Genomic DNA, 23,696 nt, shown 5'->3' with positions numbered 1-23,696 from the left:
CATGTCTCGTCCACGTCTTCGAAACCAGGGGTGAGTCTTCAGTAATGTTCGACACGAGCGAGTGGATCACGGACAATGCTCGGCTCGTCATTGCGGTCATGCTCGTCGCGTCCGCGGTCGTCGCCGCTGGAGTGCCAATGGTCGACCGCTCGACATCGCTCGACCAGTTCCAGACCGACGCCGACGAGGCTGATGCGCTCGATTACGTCGACGGAAATTTCTCTAGCGAGACGACGGACACAACGTCCGCACAGGTCATCGTCCAAGACGACGACGTCCTCGATAAGGAGACGCTCGTCTCCATGATCGAATACGAGCGAGCGCTCCAGACCAACGAAACAATCAACGAGACACTCGTCGAGAACGACTCCACCCAAAGCGTCGCGAACCTAATCGCGACCGCCGCGATCCGCGACGACCGGGCTGCTGACCTCCAGACCCGCGAACGCGAATTGGCCAGGTCAGAGGCGGTCCTTGCGGATACCCTTGATTTGCTCGCAAGCAACCCGAACGCGAGCGTCCGACCCGCGTTCGGTGCCGTCGACGCCAACACGTCAGTGACTCTCACGGAGGAGGACTACGCTCTGTTCGCAGACGTTGTCGAGGAGCGACGCGAAGCGACTGACGGAAACGCAACGACCAACAGAACCGAAACAGCTGCGGGTCAAAACGAGACGAGAGATAGTACGAGGAACGTCACGGAACAGATACTCACGGACGAGTACGCAAGCCTCGCCGAGGACAGGCGGGAGATAGCGAACCTTGACCCCACACTTGAGGATCAGACCGAGGAACTCCAGTCGCTGAACGATTCGGAAATCGATACCCTCGTCGCGGACGTACTGAGCGGAGATTCGAACCAGTCGGCACGAGCACTCGCCTTCATGCCCGACTACTACGAATCAGGATCTACTGAGACAAACGCGACGCTGCTCGTCGTAACCCAGGAGACAGCGGGCGGGTCGTTCGCGCCCGGTGACGCGCCCGATGAGATCGAAGACGCGCAGACCGCCATGACGGGCCTGGCGGCGAACGACGACTCGATGTCCGTCCTGGTCTACGGCGACGGGATCGTGTCCACGGAGATCATGGACTCGATGATCGACAGTGTCCTGCTGGTCGGCCCGCTCGCCGTCGCGTTCGTCTTGCTCGTGCTCGGGGTCGTCTACCGGGACCTGCTCGACATCCTGCTCGGCCTCCTCGGGATCGCGCTCGTCCTCGTGTGGACGTTCGGTGCGATGGGGTGGTTCGACATCGCGTTCAGCCAGCCGTTCATCGTCGTGCTCGTCCTGTTGACCGGTCTCTCTATCGACTACGGCCTCCACGTCGTGATGCGATATCGCGAGGCCCGCGGGTCCAGCGAGACACCACCCAGTCGTGCCATGGCTGTCGCGCTCGGGAGTGTTGGGGTCGCACTCGTCTACGTCACCACGACGACCGTCATCGGGTTCCTTTCGAATCTCACGAGCCCGCTCGCGGTCTTCCGCGAACTCGGCGTCGTCAGCGCCATCGGCATCGTGGCCACGCTCCTCGTCTTCGGCCTCCTCGTTCCGGCTCTGAAAGTCGAACTCGACGAACTGCTCGAAGGCCGGGGAATCGACCGGGTGAAACCTGCCGTCGGAACCGGAGGCGGGCCGGTCAATCGCCTCCTCGATACGGGTGCGACGCTCGCGACGAAGGTTCCCTACGTCGTCATCGCCGTTGCGCTTCTCGTCAGCGGCGCGGGAGCCTACGGAGCGACGGATATCGACGCCAGTTTCGAGCAGTCAGATTTCCTCGCAGAGGATCCCGACGACTGGCTGAAGGACCTCCCTGATCCGATCGCGCCAAGGACGTACACGGCGGAGACGGCAATCGACACGCTCGACCAGGACTTCGTCAGACAGGACACCACAGCCACGATACTCGTCAGAGGCGACGTGACTGATCCCGCGACACTCGACCGGCTCGATGCCGCACGCACGAACGCTAGCGACATGTCGGCGACGGAGACGTACGCCGACGGTAAGCCCGCAGTGACCGACCCGATCACAGTGATGGACCGCGTCGCAACGGACAACGAGTCGTTCAACCGGACGCTGTCGGTCGCCGACACCGACGGCGACGGCATTCCCGGCGAGAACGTGAGCGCCGTCTATGACGAACTCTACCGGGTCGCACCCGAGGAGGCCGCCGATGTTGTCCACCGGGAAGACGGTGAGTACCAGGCCGTCCGGATGGTCGTGACCGTCGACAGTGGAGCCGACGGCGATGTGGTCCGCGACCAGATGGGATGGATTGCCGACGACGCCGACGAGGGAGGTGTTTCCACGATTGCGACGGGTGACGTCATCGTCAACCAGATCACGGCCGATCAGCTCGCGGAGACGGCGCTCCTGAGTCTTGTCGTCGCGCTACTATCGGTATTTGTCGTCCTCGCGGCAGCCTACCGGGTCATCGAAGGGAGCGCGTCACTTGGCATCGTCACGATCGTGCCTGTCGCGTTCACCTTGACGTGGGTGCTCGGGACGATGGCGCTGCTGGACATCCCGTTCAACATCGTCACTGGCATGATCACCGGGCTCACCATCGGGCTCGGCGTGGACTACAGCCTCCACGTCAGCGAGCGGTTCAATCAGGAACTCGCCGGAGCGGAGACGGTTACAACGGCGTTACACGAGTCCCTGACCGGGACCGGCGGCGCCCTGCTGTCGAGTGCGGCGACGACCGCCAGTGGATTCGCCGTGTTGCTCGTCGCGATCCTGCCGTTCCTTCAGTCGTTCGGCCTCATCACCGCACTGACCATCGTCTTCGCGTTCCTCGCCAGCGTGTTCGTCCTCCCGAGTCTGCTGGTCGTCTGGGCGCGGTTCATGGGGCATGACACGGCCACGGAAAGGGCCGGCACGGTCACAGCGGCGGAATCGAACGGTAAAGCACTCACGGTCGATCTCGACGCGACGCGTGCGATTCACCGCCCCTACATCTTGCCAGACCAGTCTATTCCAGTAACGGTCTCACTCCGGAACGTCCGCGGCCGGGTGTCCCTCCGAGAGACAGTCCCAGGCGAGATTGCAGACTTCGATGTCGTCCCTGAACCGGTTACCATAGACCGGTGTGACGGGCGTGTGACCGTGTTCTGGGATGTCGGTGAGTCACCATCCAAGGTGACCCTCGAGTACACGGTCGAACTCCCTGGAGAAGCGGCGGACGGCGACGTAGTCACGTTGGAGGGTATCGTCGAAAACAGAGACGGTCTGCATTCGGTCAACGGTGACGAGACAGCCACCGTCGTCGAGGACGTCTTTCAGCGAGTTCTCGAACGTGGCACAGTCACCGACGTAGACATTGAGGAGGCAGTTGAACGCGACGACGTCACGCCCACGGAAGTCGACCGCCTTCGCCGTGTCTGGCTCGAAGGGGACTGAGTTCAGCAGTATCACTCGACGTCGACGGTCTCCATTCGCTCCAGGAGTACGTCCTTGGGTGGCGGGGATTTCTCATGTTGTTCTTCCGAATGTCGTTGGACCTGTGCGATGACCTCTTCTTGGTCCGCGGCCCGAATCAGGAACACGCAGTCCGGGGCCGTGCACTCGAATTGATACGCCATGTGTGCGATATGCGCCATACACTCGTTAATCCATCTCCCGAATACTGTCCTTGACATCCTGTATTCGACTGCTGGGGTTCGACGAGACTGGTGGTGCCCAAATCAGGGACTGCGTGCTCTTTCAGCGCGTTTCGGGGGAACGACTCTGTTGAAACCCTCAGTAGATATATATTCCGGCGGTCGTGCTGAATACACAGCGCTTATCGACCAGAAGAAAAACCGAGCAAGGATAGGTTCGCTCTGAAAATCGTGTTCATCCTCACGTAGAGGTGCATTGGATGGACGTTAACGCGAGCACCACGGAAAGATACCGGCAAATGGCGTCACTGACCGAGGCGTTGAACTAGTCGTCCATGCCGGATGGCGCTTGGCCGGCAGACGTTCCGGTCGGCGCCGGCCCTGCGGCGAACTTGTAAACGGCGACGGACCCCCAGACCACCAGGCCAAGCAGGATAATACCCGCCCTGATGTCGATGGGGACCACTGCAGCGTGTTCGATTGCACCCTCGCTATTGACCGGATGCCCGGCTCCCAGCAGCATGTCGAGCAGGCCGATCACGACGACGCCAAGGACGACCAGTCCGCCGCCGACGTACATGGCGATTTTGTCTGCCATTGTTAGGTCACTCATTGCTAGTCACCCGAGAAGTCTCCGTAATCGCGTGTTTTCGAACGGTTCCATCTCCCGCAGGCGGTTGTCGACTGCCAGGACGCCGCCCGCTCCAAGGGCCACGATGGTCCCGAAGACCATGATCCCGAGTAGTTCACCGGTGACCATGCCGTGGGCCCAGCCGCCGCCGTAGCCGTTGATGAAGTAGAAGAAGAGCATCAGGTAGGCGCCGAAGAAGGCAGCGGTCCTCGTGAGGAGGCCGAGTATGAGCCCAATACCGATGGCGGTTTGCCCGAGCGGTACCGCCACGTTGACGAACGACAACAGGATGCCGTCGCTGAACGGCGTGACGAAGGGAGCGAGAATCGTGCCCTGAGCGGCCCCGCCGACGAACCAGCTGGCGTCGAAGGGCCACGCCCAGATCTTGTCCAGACCGGCGTGGAGCATCCACCACCCGGCGGTCAGCCGGAGCAGCAGGATCCAATACGACAACCAGGCTCCCGAGACCGAGTACGACGTCTCGGTTCCGAGGAACCTCGTACGGATGGATTGTGTTGACATGGCATTCTTCACCACACAATTGAATTCCACAGAAGTGTTAAAAAATGGTGGTGGTGGTTCCTAGTTCCAAGAGTCGGGTTTTCGTTAGCAGGAATGCGAATATCAGCAGTGAGGTGGAAGACCATCGAGAAGCAATCCGGTTAGCCTCGACGGGATGGATGCGTGCTGGGCTTGGCAGAATCGAGGGTGCTGCCGGCCAACGAACACAAAGTATCTGGCCTTGGTTAGCCATCGTGGCTGTCGCAAACCTCGTTCTCACCGCCATACACCTCTGAAATAACCGGACGACAGGAAACTAAGATTACAGAGTTCGGGAATTTGGGGATCCAGAAACGAGTGTTGGTTCTCGCTGTACGGTAGATAGTGCCGCACTTCGAAATATCGAATGCTGTCTATTCACACATGAATACATCTGTCAGGGGGTATATCCCGTCAATATCACTAGGAAAATACCCAGTTCGCGGCATGCGGGCCGTTAAAGACAGCTCTTGTCTACGTACTATTTTACGTCCCCGTCGACCGTGCGGCGCTGGCCATCGTCACGATGTTAGGCGGCACGGTTCTCGTCCTGTCGCCCACCTTCTGGAGGGAGTTGGTGTATGGACAATTTCGGATCCTGTGGAGCAGAGCACCTTCTTACGCTGTGTCGAAACAAGACGTCAATACTTCATTACTCATCGTCCTGTGAGGGCCATTCTCGTTTGTCAGATTCGACGAGACCGAGCAGTGCACGCCGCCGCTTGTCCATGGCTTCAAGAGCGGTGGTAAACTCCTCGTCAGAGACAGTCGGAAGTTCGTTTTCTCGAAACGCATCGAGGTCGGGTGGCGGTGGGGAGCGATCAGCGGGCTCGACGAAAGAATTCTGGAGCGTTTCTAGATAGCTATCGACGCTCGACCGGGCGTTTTTAAGAATAGCGTTACTCGGATGAGAGCGTTTGGAGAACCCAAACTGGAGAAGCGACAATGTCTCGTCGAAGATGGCAACGCTCACAATTGGTGACTGGCCGGGATGTTTGCTGTGGAAGTAATGGAGGATTGGATACGCCTTGTGATTCGACGTAAGCATGTTCAGTTGGCTAGTAAAGGTGTTCAGAGGTAACTCAAGTCCCTCGAACTCCTCGCCGTTCCAACTCGTGAGAAGAATTTCAGTACCGTGTTCACCGAGCCCGTTCACACCACTGGCGAAAGACCGTTTCTGCGTGACTGCACTCAGGACATTGAGGAGATATGTAACACTGAGTGTGATAAAGAGCATCCCGCTCGCCGTCGCGAGAGTTGTCATAATTTGCCAGAAACCCTCTCGCGGGACGAGATCTCCGATCCCCAATGTGAAGATCGTGTATCCAGAGAAATACACCCAGTCTGACCAAGACAGAGGATCTTGGTTCACGGTATCGATGATAGAACTCTCCCCACTCGCAAAGATAAACGTCCACCCTCCCCAAAGTAGTATAATCCACGTCGTTAGGCTAACAGTGAGAATTATCGGACCTGAGAGGGTATGGGCTCGTGACTCTACCCCTCCGAACCGTCGTAGCGTTCGCCACACCGACACCATCAACAGCGAGGTCAGGGGTCCGGCGCCTCCCTCAACCCAGAGCGTTGTCCAGAGGAGATCAATAACGACACTGGCGAGGAGGAGTACACCGACTGCAAAAGGTATTATATCCATCGCTGTTTACCTGCTGACCGGAACTGGTAGTCGCCTCGCTTCCTGAATCCACCGATTGCAGCACTGAGTTCGAATCCGAGGAAGATAGGCACGTACTGGTCAGCGGTCATAACTGATCTGTTACGAGGAATCCAGAACAGGTTCTGGTCCATCATGGATCGCAACATACGCTACTGTACGACCTATTCGGATTTAACGTTCTTCATAGCTCTACACACCCGAGAACAGCGCAGAAACGAAGCAGTTCTCAGTCCCAATCCTGCAGAACTCCCAAACCTCTCTGCACCGACGACACCGTCTTAGTACTCAGGGATTTGGAACGTAGAGACGAGACAGACGACATCCTTGCTGCGGTGGAGTGCTGCGGCAAACCGACTTCACGGGTTACGAACCGCACTGTCGGTACTCGCAGACCTCATTACGGTCGTTGGTCGGATCGTCAATCGGGAGACACAGTCGGTGACACTCCTGGGAAGGTGTACGTCATCGTCCTGGCCGAACCGTCGAATGACGACCTCGACGTCCGTCAGGACCAGTGCTGTGAGAAGGGGTCTCTGGGGAACGACGTCGGGTCTCGGGAGGCGGGCGCAACCGCCGTGTTCGACGCGACGCGGCAGACAAACACCTACGTAGTCACCCCGTATCGGAAGGACTGACGCTCGAAGGCGTCTTCGACACGCACGTCCCGACCACATCTCCGGTGGCCACGACCTCGCCGCCGAGGTCGGTACGTCGTACCACCTCGGTGAGGTGGCGGCCGACCGTACCTCGAGTACGAACCGGTCACCGATCACGATCTCATCGAACTCGAGATATCCGGGTCCGTGCGATCTACGCGCCCGGCTACACCAGGGAGATGATGAACTACGGGATTGATGACGAGTTTCTACTGACAGGAGACACGCTGTCCGTCGAATCGGTCGGACGCACCGAACTCCAGTTCGGCGAGGCCGAGGCCGCCCACGGGGCGGCGCTGCTCAACGATACGCTCCATGAGAAGATCCTCGACCTACCGGACCACACGACCGTCCTCCCCGGCCACGTTTCGGTGTCATCCGACGGGCGGTACGAACACGGGGTCGCCGGGCAACCTGATTATGGCCCGATTGGGATACTCTCAGAGAAGACCTCGACCTGCTGCGACTCGATCGAGAGGCGTTCCTCGATAGGCGCACCGTCGACGTCTCCGAGAAGCCGCCGAACTACGAGGACGTTATCGCGATGAACAACGGCCGAAAATCGCCCGAAATCGAGGACGAGGCGACCGAACTGGATCTCGGACCGAACAACTACGCGGCGTGAACGCCGGGGTGAATGCGATCGATCGCCGCTTTCACCGGCATCCCCGCACCGCTGATTCGCCCGGGACGGTCACTCCCCGTAGTCTCCGCTGTACTTCGTGAAGAAGTAGGCGAAGAACACGATGACCAGCAGCGCGCCAAGGGCCCAGATGCCGACCGTCAACGCCTCGTCGGGCAGGAGGTCCTCTACGGGACCCCCCTCCTCTTCCGATGCGCCGCCCTCGCGGACTTCGATCGTCCCCGCCATCCCGAGGCTCTGGTGGGGGTCGCAGTGGAACTCGTACACCCCCTCCACCTCAAACGTGTGCTCGTACTCGAAGTCCGCGTTCTCGATGGGTTGGTGCCCCTCCCACTCGGCTTCGTCCGGTTGTGAGTCGACGGCGATGTTATGATTGTCGGTGATCCACACGAAGCGGACGGTAGTCCCCGGTGCGATAACGAGCGGTTCGTCGGTCCCCGGCTCGTACGCATAGTCAACCAGTTCCACCGTCTGCGTCTCCTGCGTCGCGTTCGCGACGGCGGTTCCGGCTGTGGCTCCCGCCGTGGTGACACCCGCGGCGACGAACGTACGACGGCTCATTTCGTTTCCGCCGCACCGAGTTCTGCCCGTAGAACGCCGCGGTGACAAACCTTCTGATTTCATTCTCTCATCGCTTGCAAGAGCAATGTGAGCGGATAAATCCGTTTCCCCCCGCCGGGAACCATCATGCATCGTTTCGCAGAGTAAGAGGTGGCGTTTATCGTCACTGGCAGTCGAAAAAGACCGGGTGAATGCGACAACACGATGCACAAGTAACGAAGTCGAGTGATCTGTCTATCAGGAGTGAGGATATGCTTCTGAATGCTGGATCCGAGTCGAAAGCGCTCACCAGTCGAAGTACGAGGCTCCCATCACCCGGACGATACTGAACACTGACCACTGGTTTGTAACCTATCTTACATTTCGATGGCCGTCTCCTCGTCGGCGGAGCCCGAAAGCTGGCATTCACAAGGGATCAGCCGAATTTACGACGAACTCGAAGCCAGTTCAGATGGCATACAGCGCGTGATTACGCGATGAGGATGTTAAGGGGGAGATGTAACCCGCTCTCTTCGAGCTTCTCACTCCCCAGTTCCTACTTCTTGTTGGCCAGTAACCTCCTCCGGGATGAGCTGGAAAAATCGGAACACGGGCGTGAGAGGATAACTATCATACACATCCACAAACGGGATTCTCACTCGCTGCATCGCCTCGGCGACTTCGGTGTCGAGTGCTGATTTTGTAACCGCGTCCGGTCTACCGGTTGCGATGACGCTTCGCCAGCCACGATCCGTCTCGTCGTACGTAACGAATGATATTTCCCTGTCTTCGTCGATGAAGTCTTTCTTTCCAGTGTCTTCAGGACCAATGGCGAACCGGAAATAGAAATTCCCCGTATCTGCGTCGTATCCATACGAAATCGGTCAGGAGTACGGAGGGCCGTCGTCCGGCGGATCGAACGAGATGACACCCGTACCACCACTCCCTAAGAACTCGTTCCGTTCTTCTCTACTCATCCGTACCGAGCGGACATCTTCCATACGAATAATTCGGGCTCGGTTGCGAAAAGTTGTGCCTCGACACGTCGAATTCTACCGAAGGAGTGGAATTGCTCTGGGGCATCCCTTTCAGGAGTCAGGTATCATCTGAGTCAGATTCTCGAACCCACATCACCGGTACTGGTGACGTTCGGACGAGTTTGGCGCTGACACCGCCCATGACGTACCGACTGAAATCGGTTCGGCCATGAGTTCCCAAGACGGCGAGATCGATTCCGTTCTCGTCGATGTAGTCACGAATCACCTTCGACGGGTCACCGTGCTCGATCACGCTGGTGACTGGATCAAGCGACGCTTCCTCGACCCTCTCGGTAGCCTCGTTCATAACTTCGTATGCCCGCTCTGTCAATTCGCCCTGTTTCAGGACGGATCGTGCATCCGGGCCGATGTTCCCCGTCTCAACCACATGAAGCAGATGGAGCGTTGCCCCTGACGCCTTCGCAACGTTAATTCCCTCCGTTACTGCGAGTTCCGCACCCCGACTCCCATCCGTCGGAACGAGGATGTGCTGAGGTGGATACGTGAGTGGCCGATCTCGATCGGGGCTGACCGCGATTACTGGTACGTGCGCAGTGTTGATGACCCGTTCAGTGACACTCCCGAGAAGGAACCGCTGAAGCCCACGTCTGCCGTGCGTCGGCATGACGATACAGTCGATATCCCACTGCTTGCTGTAGTCGACGATCGTTCTGTACGGGTCGCCCTGGAGTACCTCCGAGACGACGGAGATGCCGCGTTCTGTTGCACGCTGTGCCGCGTCCTCCACGATCTCTTCTCCTTCCTGCTCCAAGACGTCGATTACATTCCCCTGAATCCGGACGAGGCTGTCCTGGTTCGTATCCGCAACGTTGAGGACGTGGATCGTGGCCTCGTGTTCGGACGCTATCTGGAGTGCATAATCAAGGGCTGAATCTGCTGGCTCGCTTCCGTCCGTCGGGAATAGGATTTGCTCGTACATAGTCACGTGGTTCAAGGAAACAAGGAATGTTACTCCCCCTCGGTGTTGATGTCCAGTCTTCCCTCGTCCGCCGTCCGAGCATCACGCCACCAGACTAACTCGAACTCGATACTCTGTTTTGCCTCGGTCTCGCCCTCGGTCCAGTCCGATTCTCCCTCCAGTTTGAAGGTCACCGGGTTCGTCGGATTCAACCGTGCCTGCTGACCGCCGAGTTCAACGGTCACGTCTCCCCCGCCGTCAAGCTGCGCAGCTAATTCGCGGAGGTACGATGCGATTTCTGACCGCGTTTTCTCGGCCTCGGTTTCGAGTTCTCCCATGCCGAGTGGTACGCCAGACACCCCGATAAGCGACGGGGCGAGTTCTCAAACAGAGGGAACCAGACCCAACCACGAACATGAGACACAACTCGAGAGGCCGGGTATCCCTCATCACGTCGACGATGACGCGTGGTACGGTCTGCTGGTCGTCCGGGAAGAACACTCGGAAGCGGGGACACCCACGAAGCGTGCTCAGTCGAAACTGTGCAAAAATACCGCGTTACTGGCAGCCGGATCGCACCTCAGTCAGCTGTGACGGTATCGGTCTCGTTGGAGGTCGTCCGGAGTTCACGGATGGAACTGTAGACGACTGCGCTACTCACCAATAGCGCTGCACCGACGATGATGGCCAGTGCGACCACGTCGAGCACGGGCATCTCGATGACGCCGCCGATCTTCCGGATCGCGACGGCGATAGCGCCCAGCAGCAGCATCACGCCGAAGTACACCTTGATCTCGTCCTCGTCGACGATGCTCGTCGCCGCAGCGCCGACCCGAGCACCGAGGGCGCTCCCGGCCAGCAGCGGCGCGACGATCGCGAGATCGACCGCGCCGTCGATGGCGTAGAGGAAGCTACCGATCCCGCCCGAGAAGACGATCTCGAACAGGTCGGTACCGACCGCGACGGGGACGGGCACACCGATGAGGTAGAACAGCGCCGGCATTCGGATGAATCCGCCGCCGACGCCGAGGAACCCCGACAACAGGCCTGTGGCGAACGCGACGGCGAGGATCATCCACAGCGAAACCGTCACGCCGCCACGGAGCGACATCATCGGAGGGACTTCGTACGACTGGATCGTCCTGGCGATCTCCGGGACGTCCTCCTCGTCGAACTCCCCGTCGGTTTCGGCATCGTGGGCGATGCCCCCGCCGCTGTCGTCACTGATCGCTCGGTGAGTGATGAACAGCCCGATACCACCGAGCAACCCCACGTACGCCACACTCACAACGGTATCGGCGAGTCCGAGGTCCTGCAGTAGGTGCAGTCCCTGCTTGCCGACTTCGATACCTGCAGTGGTACCCGCGATCATCAGCACGCCGAGTTTGTAGTCGACCTGACCGAGGTCGCGGTGTTTCAGCGTCGCGATGACCGAGGTCCCGAAGACGAACGCGAGCCCGGACGCGACGGCGACATCGGTCTCGTACCCCATCACGAGCAACGCGGGAGTCACGAGAAACGACCCGCCCATTCCGAAAAAGCCGAACAGCAGGCCGATCAGGAGGCCGAACCCGGAGAACATCACGAGCAGTGATGCGGCGATGCCGAATATCTCCATCGTCAGTCACCTCGAATCGCGTCGGTGATCGACGGTCCGAGGAATCGCTCTAACGCCCCGTATCCCACGTACAGCACGATCGCTTCCAGCAGGACAGCACCGATGACAGCCGCTGCTTGGGACCATCCGCCGAGCGATTCAACGCCGATCATCGTACGTCACCTCTTCTCTTGCAGTCGAGATTGTCTGCTTCATACTATTCTGTACAATTCTATCTAATGGAGAGGGGTTGAAAACGGTTTTGGGACTACTGTACAATACTATATCCCCGTAACTCCGAGATGGCGTCACGTATGCTACTCATAAGTTATCGCTCGAACCGAGCCGGCGGCCTACCTTCTTTCGTACGGATCGAAGTTCGCTCGGTGTCGCGAGCGGGCAGTTGCCCGGGAACTGGTCTCTCAGTCACCACGAGAGCGTCGTCTGCTAGAACGAGCGGAAGGAAACTGAACGCGCGCAATTGACCCACAGCGGTGACGGTCCCGAGGGTTGGCCTTGCGGAACCCGGTTCGCTGAGAAACGGTTCAGCCGACCGGGAGGAGGACGACTGCGATATAGCCGACTGCCAGGGCAAGCAGTAGCGATCCGGCCCATGCACTCACCGTCACGAGTATCTTCCGCGAATCGATCGCGTCGCTTCCGCCGACGGCCGCGCCGCTCCCGATGATCGCGCTGACGACGATCTCGTTGAACGAGACGGGGACCCCGAGCAGGACGGCGAGTTGCGCGATCAGGAACGACGGCACGAGCGCGGCGATGGACCGACGGGGCCCGAGCGACGAGTAATCCTGCGCCAGCGATTTGATCATCCGGGGCGCGCCGGTCCACGATCCGACGAGGATCCCGAATCCGCCGCCGGTCAGGATCGCGATCACCGGAACCGTCTCCGGGCCGTCGAGGAGGGGGAGCAGCGGACCGACGGCGAGTCCGACCTGGCTCCCGCCCGCGGAGAACGCGACCAGCGAGCCGAGAGCGAGAAGCACCCGTCGCAGTCCCCCGCTCATATCACGACGGATGTCTCGCGTGACGAACCCGGCGACGACAGCTGCGGCGAGCAGCGAAACTGCGAGAGGGATCGCTATCCCGTCGCTCCCGAGAGTCCGCTGGCTGACCCCGACGAGGGAGCCGGCCGCGCCGTTCGGACCGAGATACGCGAACTCGACGTTCGCGAGGACCGCACCGACCAGACCGGCCAGAATGGAGACGCTGTATCGCTCCGGCACGTCGGACCGGGGGAGGACACTCGCGATGGCGTACGCGAGGCCGCCGCCGACGAACGGCGTCAGCACCCAGACGGCACCGATCTGGAGGTACTTCGGCCAGACGGGCGTTCCACCGAGCGCGAGTCCGACCCCGATGACCGACCCGGTCACGGTAAACGCTGTCGCGATCGGATAGCCCGTCTTGATACCGATCGCCATGAGCCCGGCGCCGATCAGCAACACGATGATGACGGCCGTCGCCGGGAGACTCACGCCGCCGATCAGTCCTCGACCGACGGCCTCGGAGACGTTGCTCCCCTGTACGACCGCGCCCGCAAAGCCGAAGATACCGACGATGAACGCCGCTCGCATCGTCGAAACGGCGTTGGCACCCACGGCGGGGGCGAACGGCGTCGCGCCGCTCGACCCGGCCCCGATGACCCAGGCCATGAACAGACTCGCCGATCCGGCGGTCAGGAACAGTCCGACTGTGGAGGGATCCATCTCTGAACGAAGTATGCGGGGTTAGTCGGCACCCGATGCCACGGGACCGGTCTCGGTCGTGCGGCTCCGCCAGTAGCCCTGCAGGTACGCCCCGAGGAACATCCCGGCGAGCGCCCAGAGGATCGTCACGTTACCGATCCCGAGGCTAGCGTAGGCCGCACCGGGACAGATCCCGGACAGCCCCCAGCCGACGCCGAAGATCGCTCCTCCGACGAGCACGTCCCGGTCGAAGGACTTCAGTCGCCGCTCGAAGCTGTCGCCGGTCAGGGGCGCCCGTCCTACGAGCCGCGGAGCGACGAAGAACGTCAGCCCGGTCACCGCGGCCCCGCCGAACATCACGAACACCAGCCCGAAGTCCTCGAACTGGAGGAAGTTCAGCACCACCTCCGGGCGGGCCATGTGGCTGTACGCCAGCCCGAACCCGAAGATCAGGCCGCCGACGAGCACCAGCGGCATGAACGCGGGGTGTCGGTCGGACATTTACGGGCTCACCCCCAGTGCCGCGACGAGTTGCGCGGTCGCGATGGCGACGAGCAGGAACGTGACGACGCCGACGATCGACGTCTTCGACGCCGAACCGACACCGCAGACGCCGTGGCCGGAGGTACAGCCCTTGCCGACGCGCGTTCCCACGCCGACGAAGATACCGCCGACGAGCAGTCGCCACGGCTGGACGTCCGTCGTCCACGCCCCGCCCTGATACACGACCGCGTACACGGCCGCACCCAGAACGATCCCGACCGTGAACACCAGCCGCCAATCACGAGAGCTGACGTACTGCTGGAACCGGGACCGGTCGGACACGTACGACAGCGTGGACTCGAGGAACGTGCTCGCGCCAGCGCTGATGCCGGTGCCGAGGTAGATGACGGTCACGCCGAGCCCGACGAGCAGCCCGCCGACGGCGTAGCGACTGATCCCGTTGGGGAACAGTTCGGCGGCCACCTGCAGCGGGAGCGGGTCAGTCACCATCGGCGGTTTCAGTCACCCGCGAGCGAGTCCTGGCTCGCCGCGCAGTTGTTCGGACCCAGTTCGAGGGTGAACGCCTCCTCGTCGTCGACCTCGTTCTGACCGAGGTTCGTCGCGATGATGTCCTCGTAGTTGGCCGGCCGCGGCGGCATGTCCGAGAGGATCAGCTCGACGAACGCCTCTTCGTCCATCGTGAGCGCGTCCATCTCCTCGACGAGCTGGCCGATCGGCGCGGTGTAGGTGCCGTCATCGGCGGGCTCGGCCGCGTCGCTGAAGTGCGCGCCCCCGACCAGCGTGTCGTCGTCGAGGGTCAGCACCCGCTCCTGGAGCGACTCGTAGAGCATGCGCGCGGCGTCGGGTGCGCCGTCGTCACCCTCCTCGAGGTCGGGGCGCGCGACGCTCTCGATGAACAGCCCGTCGCCGGTCGCGAGCAGGCTGTCGTCGACGAGGTACGACATCATCCCGGTCGTGTGGCCGGGCGTGTAGACGGTCTCGATGGTGGCGTCACCGACTTCGAAAGTATCGCCGTCCTCGGCCCGAGTGAGTTCGTCGGCGTAGGTGACGCCGCGGTCGACGGCGGCATCGGGGATGACGCCCTCGACGCCGTCGTCGTCGAGGTCGCGCACGCCCGAGATGTGGTCGGCGTGGACGTGCGTGTCGAGCGCGTACTCGAGCTCGACGCCGAGGTCATCAGCGTCCGCGAGGTAGCGGTCGGTGAACGCGCGCAGCGGGTCGATAATCGCGGCCTCGCCGTCGTCGTACAGCAGGTAGCCCAGACAGCCCGAGGACGGGCGCTGGTACTGCAGTAGCGTGCCGGCGCCGTCGTAGTCTGCGACCTCGACGGCCTCGTAGATGCGCGCCCAGCCGTTCATGCCGTCTTCGAGGTGGTTAACGTCGTAGCCGCGCTCGGCGAGCGTTCCCGCGACGAACTCGCTGGCGCCGCCTTTCGCACAGAGGACGGTCACCTCGCGGTCGGCGGGGATCCGTTCGAGAACGTCCTCGTCGATGTCGTCTTCGAGGAACTCGAAGTACGGGACGTTGATGGAGGTGACGTTCTCGCCGTCGATGCGCCACTCATCGTAGTCGGAGTTCATCCGCGCGTCGAGAAGCGTGAGCTCCTCGCCCGCGTCGATGCGGCTCTTCAGCGTCTCCGGTGCGATCGTTTCGACTTCGACGTCGGGAGTCGGGAAGTCTTCGGCGTTCATATCGTGTACCCCCATCTACCGGACGGATGTACAAAAGGGTTTGCATAGTAATCCACTAACCACACAATATAGGACCCCGATATCAAATTCCACACTCTCCAAGACACTCGAATCGGAGGTACTGACCCATATAAGCCGACAGGGATAGAGCATGGTTGTTCAGATTCACCACAAGAACCAACATTCTTTTAACCATGGGCCCTATATTGTGCGATAGCTCCAATACAGACCAACGGAGCGGACAACCAATGAGTACGGAATTCGACATCGCGGAGACGCTCGACGTGAAAGGCGCATCGTGTCCCATGCCGGTCGTGAAGACCAAATCCGCCATCGACGACCTGGCGGAGGGTGAGGTACTGGAAGTGCTGGCGACCGACCCGGGGAGTATGAGCGACATCGACGGCTGGGCGTCCGGCACCGCCGGCGTCGAACTCGTCGACCAAGAGGAGGGCGACGACGTGTACAAACACTACGTGCGCAAGACCGAGTGACGATGAGCACGGAGACATCCGACGTGCCGGCCGACGACGCACCCTCGCGTGCGGAACTCGCCGCGCGCGTCGACGACCTCGAGAACGCGCTCGCTGAGGCCACGGCGGACAGCGAGGACGATAGCAGGAAGATGAGCATCATCGCCACCAAGGGCACGCTCGACATGGCGTACCCGCCGCTGATCCTCGCGAGCACGGCGGCCGCCTTCGGCTACGACGTGACCGTGTTCCACACGTTCTGGGGGCTGGAGATCCTCCACGAGGAGCGCTCGAAGGACCTGAAGCTCAGTTCGGTCGGCAATCCGAACATGCCGGTTCCCAACGTCGTCGGCGCGCTCCCCGGAATGGACCGCGTGACGACGAAGATGATGGAGAAGAAAATCGAAGACAACGACACGGCGACGATCGAGGAACTCGTCGAAACCAGCCTCGAGATGGGCGTCGAGTTCCAGGCCTGCCAGATGACCATCGACCTGATGGACTACGACGAGGACGACTTCTACGACGGCGTCACCACCGGCGTCGGCGCCGCAACCGCTCTGCAGGACATGGCCGACGCCGACATCCAGCTCCTCGTCTGACCGCATCGCACCGTAAGGCTGCTCTTCTTCGTCATCGGTTCTCCGACGGCAGCAGTAACACCTCTGGCAATTCGATACTGTCGGTCGCATCGGACAGGATGAGGAAAGTCACGTGGGTCGCCTGTGAGTGGGGTCCAGTCGATGTAACAGCAGATAGGCACAAGAGGGGTCAGCAGACCTCACACCGCCGTCGCTGGTAGTAGAGGAGCCCAGCGAAAAAGAGGACCGACACTGCCCCCAGTACCGGGCGTAACGGGTCGAGATACGTCATCAGCGCCGAGGAACCGAAAAGCGCCAGGAGGACCGCGTTGCAGATGGGACAGCCGAACGCGAGGAACCCTCCGACGATGCCGCCGACCGCGGAACGGTCCCCGATCGGTTCGGCGGCCAACGAGCGCTGGTAGACGAACGCCGCGGCGAACGCGGACGTCGCGACGAGGAACAGGTAATCGGCCGGCGTCCGGTCCACCATCCTGACGTAGACCGGGTTCGGGATCAGTCCGGTCACCGTCCCGAACAGGAGGAAAACCCCGACGCCGATGCCGGCACTCTTGAAGAAGCGCGGGTGCGAAAGCGACGTCATCCGTTGCGAACACCTTCCCGACGCTCAGTACGCCTCTCGTTTCCGTGACGAGACCCCCCGTCGCTGTGGAGTATCCGATCCTGATTCATGTGTCTGAAAGGTTGATCGTACACGTTCGTGGGTCGCCAGTCCGCCCGAGGAAGAACACGAGCAACAGGATCCCGCCGACCCGAAGGAGGTTTCCCTGGAACGGGAGCGCCGCCATCGCGCCGACGAACCCCAGTGCTCCGAGGACTCCGGCCCCACAGCTCGCACAGCTGGCGGCGAGCAGGCCCGGAAGGACCCCGAACACCGTCGACGCGCTCCGCCGCCGTGCCCGGCTGAACAGCGTCACCGCGGCCGTTACGGCGACCCCGGTGAGCAGTGCGTAAGTCGCGACCAGGACGAGCCCGAGCCAGCCGACGCTAAGATACGTTTCCCTGGTGAGCACCGTGACCGCGTAGAACAGGTCAGTCGGGTCCCGCGCGAGGAGCTGGACGGTGAACTGCGGGAACGTGTTCAGCACCAGCCCGACGTAGGTCAGCACGGTAACGACCCCGGCGGTCAGGAGTCGCCTGTTCGACGTCAGCGGATACGCGAGCGCGTCGGGGAGCGTCCGGACCCACCCCGAGTCCCCGACACTCGGCGTCACGCTTCTAGCACCTGATCCAGTGCGTCCGAGAAGTTCTCGTAGGGATGCGCACCGACCAGCTTACCCGCTGCATCGGCCTCGCGGTTGTAGAGAACGAAGCCGGGCGTCCCCCGTATCTCCGCCGATCGTGCAGCGTCGACGTCGGTCCCGATCGACTCGCGGACCGCGTCGCCACGTGTCTGTCGGCAGTCGTTGACCTCGGAAACGGCGACATGTTCGGTCTCTTCCGTGACGGCCGCGAACGTTTCATCGTCCGCCCAGTCGTGACCCGACTCGGATTGCTCGTCAAACGCGGCCCCGTGCCAGCGCCAGAACGCCGCCGGGACATCCTCGGCGACCTGTTCCCAGACGCAGCGGCCCCAGACCGCCGCAGGGGTGGAGTACTCCCCGATGTTGGGATACGAGAGGACGATCAGTCTTGCCTCTCCGGTATCGACGTAGTCGGTCCCGACGTCGGGGAGCGTCTCCGTCTCGAACTGCTTGCAGAACGGACAGAGGTAGTCCGTCCAGTAGTAGATGTCCATGGGAGCGTCCCGCTCCCCCGCGATCGGTCGTCCGGCGAGTTCGACGCCGAACCCTGTCGTCTCGTCACTCCGGTGGAAGGTATCCGGGACGTACTCCCGGTCGGACGAACCGTCGCGGGATGCGAAGTACGCGATCCCGCCGCCGAAAGCGACGGATGCGCCGCCGGCAGCGAGGATCCGGCGCCGTGTAATATTGCTCTCGCTTTCCATTGACGTACAAGTATGCGGCACCCTCATTTATCGGGTTTGTGGTCGAGCCACCGCGAGACCGTCCCGCGGAATACGGGCCTGGGCTTACGGAAGCGACTGTTCATTGGACCGACAGCCGCGTACGCGCCGTGTGTCCGTTCGCGTCGTGGGCCGTTCGGTTGCTCCACATCCGTGTGATCTCCAGTCAGGAACCAGTGTGCGTTCCGATGAGCGAACGCGACTCCGCCTCCTGCGTCCCGTCGAGACGTTCGGTCGGTTGTCCAGCGACGAAATTCGTCCCCAGCATGGAGTACTCTGAGAATCAGATCCCAGTTTTCCATAATGAACATTCATTACCTTAGAGCGCGTGGTTAAAGGTGATCCACAGCGGAACGTCTTCGGAGGGTTCGGCGCGGTCGGGGCCAACGCGATTTTGCCGTGGGTTAGAACGGAGGGAGAACCAATGACAACGACACAACCGACAGAATCGGTAAAAGAAGGGATCGATCTAGAGAAGTTCCACGAGTTCGTCGAGCACGCGACGGCGAACCCCGACGATGTGCAGATGGAGCTCGGTGCCCGTGCTCCGTATGAGGGGCGACTCTTTCACAGCCTGGCGAGCGTCGACGAATATACGCTTGGCGGGGAAGAGATTCACCGAGAGACTCGCGAGTACACGCTACCACTGGGGGCATGGAAAGAGGTCGAGGAAGCTGCAGGCTTTATCGACCCCACCGATCGAATGGAGCCGATCGAAGTGGCACTTGCGGCACTCAGTGGCTGCCTGAACGTTGCCGTAGGCGTCACCGCACTAGCCAACGAGATCGAACTCGACGACCTCGAAACGACGGTTCGGCTGGACTTCGATCCGCGTGTAGTGCTCATGATCCACGACATCGACCGTTCCGAGGAGGCCTTCGACGACATCCGGGTCGAAATAGAGGTGAGCGGCGAGAACCTTTCGAACGAGGACGCTGACCTTCTGGCAACCGGTGCGAAGCGGTCTCCGGTCTGGAGCCTCATGCGCTACGCCCACGACATGGAGCCGGTCGTGACCGTGGAACGAACGCCCGAGCCCGCTCACTGAGAGAACGGTCGGGACGGGCGGGCGCGATTTTTTTCTCCCAACCGATATTACGCACCTTCCGACTATGAGCAGCAGTCGTGCAGAGTGCTTTAATCACTGGTGACCGATACGTAAGCGGGTACACTGGAGAACTGTTCCAGTGGTACTCTGGTCGTTGATTCCCTGTTTTCGTGGCACGTTCTCACTCGAGCGGCGTGGCGTTAGGCGGTCGAGAACCGACAGAGTCTTTTTCGCGATCGCGAGGGAGAGGCTAGTCAATGACGAGCAATGGGATCCCCGTCGACGGCGCGATCGACGCGCACGCCCACCTGATGCCTGACCGGCTGATGGACGCCATCCGCGAGGCGCTCAACGACGCCGCAGGCTGGGAGTTCGACCATCCGACGAACAGAGAGGCGGTCGAGGCCGTGCTTCGCAAGCACGGCGTCGAGCGATACGTCGCGCTACCGTACGCTCACGAACCGGGTATCGCCGCCGACCTCAACGACTGGTTGCTGGAGGAGGCGAGCGACTCCGAGATGTGTATCCCCTTCGTGACGGTCCACCCCGCCGACGACGTCCGCGCGGTCGTCGAGGCGGCCTTCCGAGGCGGCGCCCGCGGGCTGAAGTTCCAGTGCCCCGTGCAGGAGGTCGCGCCGGACGACCCGCGGCTAGATCCCGCCTATGAGCTCTGTGCCGAGTACGACCGTCCCGTCCTTCATCACGCCGGCACAGCGCCGATGTTCGAGGACAGCCCGTACGTCGGGATCGAACGGTTCCGGCGGTTCCGCCAGCGGTTCCCGGAGGTGCGGGCCTGCTGTGCCCACATGGGTACCTTCGAGCACGAGGCGTTCGTCGAGATCGCCCGCGCTGACGAGAACGTGTATCTGGACACGAGCTTCGCGACGTCGCCGGTCGTCGACCGCTACGTCGACTTCGACGCCGCCGCCATCGACGACGCCGTCTTCGAGGACCTCGCCGGCCGCGTCATGTACGGCTCCGACTATCCGAACCTGCCGCACGCCTACGCCCGGGAATACGAGGGGTTAGTCCGTCGAGACCTCTCGGAAACGGCGTTCGAGAACCTGTTCCGAGGTGCGGCAGAACAGTTCCTCGGCGAAGCGTAGCCGGTGTCGCCTTGGCAGACGAGACGGGCGCCCGCTTCCACTCCGGTAGCCGAGATCAGAGGGGATCGCGTTCCGAGTAACCGCCGTCCGCACAACAGTCATTAGTGTCGACACCGTCGTGTACAGTATGGCCTATACAACCCAAAAGCAGGTGAGCGAATCGTTCGACGACGCCGTGGAGAAAACGACCTCCGCTCTCGAAGACGAAGGATTCGGCGTACTCTGTGACATCGACGTCCGAGAGACGTTCGCGGAGAAACTCGACAAGGACTTCCGCCAGTATCGTATCCTCGGAGCGTGCAACCCGGAGCTCGCGTATCAGGGCCTCGAAGACGAACTCGAACTAGGGGCGCTGCTCCCCTGTAACGTCATCGTCTACGAGACCGACGACGGAACAGTGACCGTGAGCGCGGTCGATCCGGCGGAACTCGTCGGTATCGCTGAGAACCCCGCCCTCGACGAGATCGCCGAGGACGTCGCGGCTCGGTTCGAACGGGTCCTCAACGCGCTGTGATCGATTAACGGCCTCCGGAACGAACGCGAATTCGTCCGTTCGTGGACGGTGCCGTCGGATGGTTCGCAAGGAACAGTGCGGCGGCGGCTGTTTACTCCCACTCTTCTAATCTGATTCGCCGTTCCTCGAACTCTTCGTCGGAGATCTCTCCGCGGGCGTAGCGAGCACGGAGCGTCGAGAGGGCGTCATCGGCCGCCCCGTCTCTCTCATTGTCGGGATTCGTGCGCCGCTGAGTTGCGGCGACGTACACGAGTAAGCCGAGGGCGACGAGCGCGACGACTACCCAGAGGAGCGGCCACCCGCCGAGACCGTTCATACCGCCACTCATTCCTCCCCCGTGACCACCGCCCTGCGCCGTCACGACGCCACTCAGACCGATCGACGCTATCGTCCCTACAGCCGTTCGCCTGAGTACGTCTGTAACTCTGGAAATCATGAACTGATCGAAAATATTGTTTCTATGCCGAAGCGTCGACTTCGGCCTGATCCGCCGTTTCGAGCGTTTCGAGGTACGCTTCGGCGTCGAGGGCGGCCATGCTGCCGGTCCCAGCGGCGGTGATCGCCTGTCGATACGTGGGGTCGGCGACGTCGCCGGCAGCGAAGACGCCCTCGACGTCCGTGTGCGCCGTCATCCGCCCGGTCTCGTCGGGCAGGGTAACGACGTAGCCCTCCTCGTCGCGTTCGACGCCGGTTCCGTCCAGGAACTCGGTATTTGGCGTGTGACCGATACCGTAGAACACGCCCCCGACGTCGACCGTTTCCGTATCGACGTCGATCCCGTCGGAGGTTTTCTCCTTCGGGTAACCGTCGGGATGAGAGACAAGCGTCGCACCGGTCACGCCCTCCGCTTGCGAGCCGTGAATCGCTTGCAGTTCCGTGTTCCAGCGGAACTCGACGTCGTCGTGGTCGCGAGCCCGCTCCGCCATGATCTCGGACGCGCGAAGCTCGTCGCGGCGGTGGACCACCGTCACGGTATCGGCAAACTTCGTGAGGAAGAGCGCTTCCTCCATCGCGCTGTCGCCGCCGCCGACAACGAGGACGTCGTCCCCGCGGTGAAACGCGCCGTCACAGGTCGCACACGTCGAGAGCCCGTATCCCATCAGTTCATCTTCGTTCTCGGCGCCGACCCATCGAGCGCTCGCGCCGGTCGCGACGACGAGGCTACGGGTTCGGACGGTTCCCCCGGTCGACAGCGAGAGCTCCATCGGCTGGCCGTCGAGGGCCGCCGCGTCGATGCTGCCGCGCTGGAACTCGGCCCCGAACTGTTCGGCCTGGTCTTTCCCGCGCTGAACGAGTTCCATCCCGCCGACGCCGTCGGGGAACCCGAGATAGTTCTCCACGTCGGTAGTGAGCGTCAGCTGGCCGCCGGGCTCGTCGCCTTCGAGGACGAGCGGGTCGAGGTCGGCGCGCGCAGCGTACACGGCTGCCGAGAGACCGGCGACGCCCGACCCGGCGATCACGAGGTCGCGAACGTGCCCGGTCATCTATTCCGTGTAGCTCTCGATCAGCGAGCGCAGTCGGTCTTCGGACTGGACGCCGACCACTTCTTCGACCTGCTCGCCGTCGGCGAACAGGACGAGCGTCGGAACACCGCGGACCCCGTACGCGCCGGCGAGTTGCTGGTTGGCGTCGACGTCGACCTTCGCGACCGCGGCGCCGGTCTCGGCCGCGAGGCGCTCGACGACGGATTCGAGCATCTGGCACGGACCGCACCAGTCCGCGTAGAAGTCCGCGAGCACGACGTCGTAGTCCGCGACGAGCTCGTCGAACTCGGATTGCCCGTCCACGTGGACCGGTTCGTCGAGAGCATCTGTGCTGGTCTCGGAAGCGGTTTCAGTTGTCATCACCTGTTCGTACGCCCCGTCAGTAATTAAGGGTTTTGGGTAAAATGTACAATATCGTCATCAGAGTGTCCGCAATGCCGGTACTTACAGGCCGAGTAGTAGGGAAGGACCGGATGGGAGGTCAACCGCTGTACAGTACTCACCAGAATACGCGATACAGAATACCGGTGCGAGAATTCAATAGAAGCAGGCCGAGTGCTGGGACTGATAGCTAGCCTGAACAGGGATTAGGTATCGTAGCTGTTCGAAGCATACGCAATTCTCACCACCATCGCGGAGGCGCTCGACGTGCCTACGCCCGCTGGTTCTCACAGGCCTCGGCGACCGCGATCGGCTACGGAGTCACAAACTCCCACACGTTCCGGGGACTGGACGTCCCTCACGATGAGCGCTCGAAGAA

The 23,696-nt window shown here is 61.6% G+C and carries 28 protein-coding genes; 8 read left to right on the top strand and 20 right to left on the bottom strand.

Annotated features, from left to right (window positions below; all coding sequences use genetic code 11):
• Positions 1–44: 44 nt before the first annotated feature.
• Positions 45–3,404 carry an efflux RND transporter permease subunit gene (locus D8670_RS17675; protein WP_205254109.1) on the top strand — a complete coding sequence of 1,120 codons (3,360 nt, stop codon included), beginning with the start codon at positions 45–47 and terminating at the stop codon, positions 3,402–3,404.
• 11 nt (positions 3,405–3,415) lie between these two features.
• Here the strand turns inward: D8670_RS17675 and D8670_RS17670 are convergent, their stop codons facing one another.
• The 4 genes from D8670_RS17670 to D8670_RS17655 all read right to left on the bottom strand — a co-directional run bounded on the left by D8670_RS17670 (position 3,416) and on the right by D8670_RS17655 (position 6,429).
• Positions 3,416–3,586, bottom strand: coding sequence for a DUF1059 domain-containing protein (locus tag D8670_RS17670; protein ID WP_121819446.1), 171 nt, complete (start codon positions 3,584–3,586; stop codon positions 3,416–3,418).
• Between the two features lie 343 nt (positions 3,587–3,929).
• The gene (locus tag D8670_RS17665; RefSeq protein ID WP_233752264.1) at positions 3,930–4,202 is read right to left on the bottom strand and encodes a hypothetical protein; all 273 of its coding nucleotides are present in this window, start codon (positions 4,200–4,202) and stop codon (positions 3,930–3,932) included.
• A gap of 21 nt (positions 4,203–4,223) precedes the next feature.
• Complete coding sequence (locus tag D8670_RS17660; protein ID WP_233752263.1) at positions 4,224–4,772, bottom strand: DoxX family membrane protein; 549 nt, start codon at positions 4,770–4,772, stop codon at positions 4,224–4,226.
• A 655-nt stretch (positions 4,773–5,427) separates the two neighbouring features.
• Complete coding sequence (locus tag D8670_RS17655; protein WP_121819444.1) at positions 5,428–6,429, bottom strand: potassium channel family protein; 1,002 nt, start codon at positions 6,427–6,429, stop codon at positions 5,428–5,430.
• Positions 6,430–6,905: 476 nt separating this feature from the next.
• On the opposite strand from D8670_RS17655, the gene D8670_RS17650 reads away from it, so the two are divergent.
• Together D8670_RS17650 and D8670_RS17645 are read left to right on the top strand one after the other, a co-directional pair.
• Positions 6,906–7,085 (top strand): hypothetical protein, encoded by a 180-nt coding sequence (locus tag D8670_RS17650; RefSeq protein WP_121819443.1) that lies wholly within the window; start codon positions 6,906–6,908, stop codon positions 7,083–7,085.
• A 200-nt stretch (positions 7,086–7,285) separates the two neighbouring features.
• Positions 7,286–7,654, top strand: coding sequence for an MBL fold metallo-hydrolase (locus tag D8670_RS17645; RefSeq protein WP_121819442.1), 369 nt, complete (start codon positions 7,286–7,288; stop codon positions 7,652–7,654).
• A gap of 146 nt (positions 7,655–7,800) precedes the next feature.
• Here D8670_RS17645 and D8670_RS17640 read toward each other — a convergent pair whose 3' ends face one another.
• From D8670_RS17640 to D8670_RS17600, 10 genes are all read right to left on the bottom strand, one after another.
• The gene (locus D8670_RS17640) at positions 7,801–8,310 is read right to left on the bottom strand and encodes a plastocyanin/azurin family copper-binding protein (protein ID WP_121819441.1); all 510 of its coding nucleotides are present in this window, start codon (positions 8,308–8,310) and stop codon (positions 7,801–7,803) included.
• Between the two features lie 521 nt (positions 8,311–8,831).
• Positions 8,832–9,170, bottom strand: coding sequence for a pyridoxamine 5'-phosphate oxidase family protein (locus D8670_RS21760; RefSeq protein ID WP_310732551.1), 339 nt, complete (start codon positions 9,168–9,170; stop codon positions 8,832–8,834).
• 214 nt (positions 9,171–9,384) lie between these two features.
• Positions 9,385–10,266 (bottom strand): universal stress protein, encoded by an 882-nt coding sequence (locus D8670_RS17630; RefSeq protein WP_121819440.1) that lies wholly within the window; start codon positions 10,264–10,266, stop codon positions 9,385–9,387.
• Positions 10,267–10,295: 29 nt separating this feature from the next.
• Positions 10,296–10,583: an amphi-Trp domain-containing protein gene (locus tag D8670_RS17625; RefSeq protein ID WP_121819439.1), complete on the bottom strand. Its 288-nt coding sequence runs from the start codon at positions 10,581–10,583 to the stop codon at positions 10,296–10,298.
• Positions 10,584–10,825: 242 nt separating this feature from the next.
• Positions 10,826–11,863, bottom strand: a complete 1,038-nt coding sequence (locus D8670_RS17620; RefSeq protein ID WP_121819438.1) for a sulfite exporter TauE/SafE family protein — start codon at positions 11,861–11,863, stop codon at positions 10,826–10,828.
• Positions 11,864–11,865: 2 nt separating this feature from the next.
• Positions 11,866–12,015: a DUF7512 family protein gene (locus D8670_RS21135; protein WP_162994346.1), complete on the bottom strand. Its 150-nt coding sequence runs from the start codon at positions 12,013–12,015 to the stop codon at positions 11,866–11,868.
• Between the two features lie 372 nt (positions 12,016–12,387).
• Positions 12,388–13,569 carry an inorganic phosphate transporter gene (locus D8670_RS17615; RefSeq protein ID WP_121819437.1) on the bottom strand — a complete coding sequence of 394 codons (1,182 nt, stop codon included), beginning with the start codon at positions 13,567–13,569 and terminating at the stop codon, positions 12,388–12,390.
• A gap of 21 nt (positions 13,570–13,590) precedes the next feature.
• Positions 13,591–14,049 carry a YeeE/YedE family protein gene (locus D8670_RS17610; RefSeq protein WP_121819436.1) on the bottom strand — a complete coding sequence of 153 codons (459 nt, stop codon included), beginning with the start codon at positions 14,047–14,049 and terminating at the stop codon, positions 13,591–13,593.
• Positions 14,050–14,541, bottom strand: coding sequence for a YeeE/YedE family protein (locus D8670_RS17605; RefSeq protein ID WP_121819435.1), 492 nt, complete (start codon positions 14,539–14,541; stop codon positions 14,050–14,052).
• Positions 14,542–14,549: 8 nt separating this feature from the next.
• A complete protein-coding gene (locus D8670_RS17600; protein ID WP_121819434.1) occupies positions 14,550–15,743 on the bottom strand; it encodes an MBL fold metallo-hydrolase in 1,194 nt (397 codons plus the stop codon).
• Positions 15,744–15,991: 248 nt separating this feature from the next.
• Here D8670_RS17600 and D8670_RS17595 point away from each other — a divergent pair, with 248 nt between their 5' ends.
• Together D8670_RS17595 and D8670_RS17590 are read left to right on the top strand one after the other, a co-directional pair.
• Positions 15,992–16,237, top strand: coding sequence for a sulfurtransferase TusA family protein (locus tag D8670_RS17595; RefSeq protein ID WP_121819433.1), 246 nt, complete (start codon positions 15,992–15,994; stop codon positions 16,235–16,237).
• Between the two features lie 2 nt (positions 16,238–16,239).
• Positions 16,240–16,818: a DsrE/DsrF/DrsH-like family protein gene (locus D8670_RS17590; RefSeq protein WP_121819432.1), complete on the top strand. Its 579-nt coding sequence runs from the start codon at positions 16,240–16,242 to the stop codon at positions 16,816–16,818.
• A 169-nt stretch (positions 16,819–16,987) separates the two neighbouring features.
• Here D8670_RS17590 and D8670_RS17585 read toward each other — a convergent pair whose 3' ends face one another.
• From D8670_RS17585 to D8670_RS17575, 3 genes are all read right to left on the bottom strand, one after another.
• Positions 16,988–17,401 carry a hypothetical protein gene (locus tag D8670_RS17585; protein ID WP_121819431.1) on the bottom strand — a complete coding sequence of 138 codons (414 nt, stop codon included), beginning with the start codon at positions 17,399–17,401 and terminating at the stop codon, positions 16,988–16,990.
• Between the two features lie 85 nt (positions 17,402–17,486).
• Positions 17,487–18,032 carry a hypothetical protein gene (locus D8670_RS17580; RefSeq protein ID WP_121819430.1) on the bottom strand — a complete coding sequence of 182 codons (546 nt, stop codon included), beginning with the start codon at positions 18,030–18,032 and terminating at the stop codon, positions 17,487–17,489.
• Entirely contained in the window at positions 18,029–18,766 is a 738-nt protein-coding gene (locus D8670_RS17575) for a DsbA family protein (RefSeq protein WP_162994345.1), read from the bottom strand. The genes D8670_RS17580 and D8670_RS17575 overlap by 4 nt, the downstream gene beginning before the upstream one ends.
• Before the next feature lie 442 nt (positions 18,767–19,208).
• Here D8670_RS17575 and D8670_RS17570 point away from each other — a divergent pair, with 442 nt between their 5' ends.
• The 3 genes from D8670_RS17570 to D8670_RS17560 all read left to right on the top strand — a co-directional run bounded on the left by D8670_RS17570 (position 19,209) and on the right by D8670_RS17560 (position 21,452).
• Complete coding sequence (locus D8670_RS17570; protein WP_121819428.1) at positions 19,209–19,832, top strand: OsmC family protein; 624 nt, start codon at positions 19,209–19,211, stop codon at positions 19,830–19,832.
• A gap of 257 nt (positions 19,833–20,089) precedes the next feature.
• Positions 20,090–20,938 (top strand): amidohydrolase family protein, encoded by an 849-nt coding sequence (locus D8670_RS17565; protein ID WP_121819427.1) that lies wholly within the window; start codon positions 20,090–20,092, stop codon positions 20,936–20,938.
• Between the two features lie 127 nt (positions 20,939–21,065).
• The gene (locus D8670_RS17560) at positions 21,066–21,452 is read left to right on the top strand and encodes a DUF302 domain-containing protein (protein WP_121819426.1); all 387 of its coding nucleotides are present in this window, start codon (positions 21,066–21,068) and stop codon (positions 21,450–21,452) included.
• A 91-nt stretch (positions 21,453–21,543) separates the two neighbouring features.
• Here the strand turns inward: D8670_RS17560 and D8670_RS17555 are convergent, their stop codons facing one another.
• The 3 genes from D8670_RS17555 to trxA form a co-directional block, all read right to left on the bottom strand.
• Positions 21,544–21,768: an SHOCT domain-containing protein gene (locus tag D8670_RS17555; RefSeq protein WP_233752262.1), complete on the bottom strand. Its 225-nt coding sequence runs from the start codon at positions 21,766–21,768 to the stop codon at positions 21,544–21,546.
• 142 nt (positions 21,769–21,910) lie between these two features.
• Positions 21,911–22,936: an NAD(P)/FAD-dependent oxidoreductase gene (locus tag D8670_RS17550; protein WP_121819424.1), complete on the bottom strand. Its 1,026-nt coding sequence runs from the start codon at positions 22,934–22,936 to the stop codon at positions 21,911–21,913.
• Entirely contained in the window at positions 22,937–23,296 is a 360-nt protein-coding gene (gene trxA / locus D8670_RS17545) for a thioredoxin (protein WP_121819423.1), read from the bottom strand. It abuts the gene before it with no gap.
• Positions 23,297–23,696 lie beyond the last annotated feature (400 nt).

Origin of the sequence: Halostella limicola, assembly GCF_003675875.1 — an archaeon.
GTDB classification, from domain to species: domain Archaea; phylum Halobacteriota; class Halobacteria; order Halobacteriales; family Natronoarchaeaceae; genus Halostella; species Halostella limicola.
This window is presented reverse-complemented; position numbering and strand designations above follow the sequence as displayed.

Coding starts and splice junctions, on each gene's coding strand:
- D8670_RS17675 (WP_205254109.1), top strand. CDS start 45: ATGTTCGACACGAGCGAGTGGATCACGGACAATGCTCGGCTCGTCATT.
- D8670_RS17670 (WP_121819446.1), bottom strand. CDS start 3,586: ATGGCGTATCAATTCGAGTGCACGGCCCCGGACTGCGTGTTCCTGATT.
- D8670_RS17665 (WP_233752264.1), bottom strand. CDS start 4,202: ATGGCAGACAAAATCGCCATGTACGTCGGCGGCGGACTGGTCGTCCTT.
- D8670_RS17655 (WP_121819444.1), bottom strand. CDS start 6,429: ATGGATATAATACCTTTTGCAGTCGGTGTACTCCTCCTCGCCAGTGTC.
- D8670_RS17645 (WP_121819442.1), top strand. CDS start 7,286: ATGATGAACTACGGGATTGATGACGAGTTTCTACTGACAGGAGACACG.
- D8670_RS17640 (WP_121819441.1), bottom strand. CDS start 8,310: ATGAGCCGTCGTACGTTCGTCGCCGCGGGTGTCACCACGGCGGGAGCC.
- D8670_RS17630 (WP_121819440.1), bottom strand. CDS start 10,266: ATGTACGAGCAAATCCTATTCCCGACGGACGGAAGCGAGCCAGCAGAT.
- D8670_RS17625 (WP_121819439.1), bottom strand. CDS start 10,583: ATGGGAGAACTCGAAACCGAGGCCGAGAAAACGCGGTCAGAAATCGCA.
- D8670_RS17620 (WP_121819438.1), bottom strand. CDS start 11,863: ATGGAGATATTCGGCATCGCCGCATCACTGCTCGTGATGTTCTCCGGG.
- D8670_RS21135 (WP_162994346.1), bottom strand. CDS start 12,015: ATGATCGGCGTTGAATCGCTCGGCGGATGGTCCCAAGCAGCGGCTGTC.
- D8670_RS17615 (WP_121819437.1), bottom strand. CDS start 13,569: ATGGATCCCTCCACAGTCGGACTGTTCCTGACCGCCGGATCGGCGAGT.
- D8670_RS17610 (WP_121819436.1), bottom strand. CDS start 14,049: ATGTCCGACCGACACCCCGCGTTCATGCCGCTGGTGCTCGTCGGCGGC.
- D8670_RS17605 (WP_121819435.1), bottom strand. CDS start 14,541: ATGGTGACTGACCCGCTCCCGCTGCAGGTGGCCGCCGAACTGTTCCCC.
- D8670_RS17600 (WP_121819434.1), bottom strand. CDS start 15,743: ATGAACGCCGAAGACTTCCCGACTCCCGACGTCGAAGTCGAAACGATC.
- D8670_RS17595 (WP_121819433.1), top strand. CDS start 15,992: ATGAGTACGGAATTCGACATCGCGGAGACGCTCGACGTGAAAGGCGCA.
- D8670_RS17590 (WP_121819432.1), top strand. CDS start 16,240: ATGAGCACGGAGACATCCGACGTGCCGGCCGACGACGCACCCTCGCGT.
- D8670_RS17585 (WP_121819431.1), bottom strand. CDS start 17,401: ATGACGTCGCTTTCGCACCCGCGCTTCTTCAAGAGTGCCGGCATCGGC.
- D8670_RS17575 (WP_162994345.1), bottom strand. CDS start 18,766: ATGGAAAGCGAGAGCAATATTACACGGCGCCGGATCCTCGCTGCCGGC.
- D8670_RS17570 (WP_121819428.1), top strand. CDS start 19,209: ATGACAACGACACAACCGACAGAATCGGTAAAAGAAGGGATCGATCTA.
- D8670_RS17565 (WP_121819427.1), top strand. CDS start 20,090: ATGACGAGCAATGGGATCCCCGTCGACGGCGCGATCGACGCGCACGCC.
- D8670_RS17560 (WP_121819426.1), top strand. CDS start 21,066: ATGGCCTATACAACCCAAAAGCAGGTGAGCGAATCGTTCGACGACGCC.
- D8670_RS17555 (WP_233752262.1), bottom strand. CDS start 21,768: ATGAACGGTCTCGGCGGGTGGCCGCTCCTCTGGGTAGTCGTCGCGCTC.
- D8670_RS17550 (WP_121819424.1), bottom strand. CDS start 22,936: ATGACCGGGCACGTTCGCGACCTCGTGATCGCCGGGTCGGGCGTCGCC.
- trxA (WP_121819423.1), bottom strand. CDS start 23,296: ATGACAACTGAAACCGCTTCCGAGACCAGCACAGATGCTCTCGACGAA.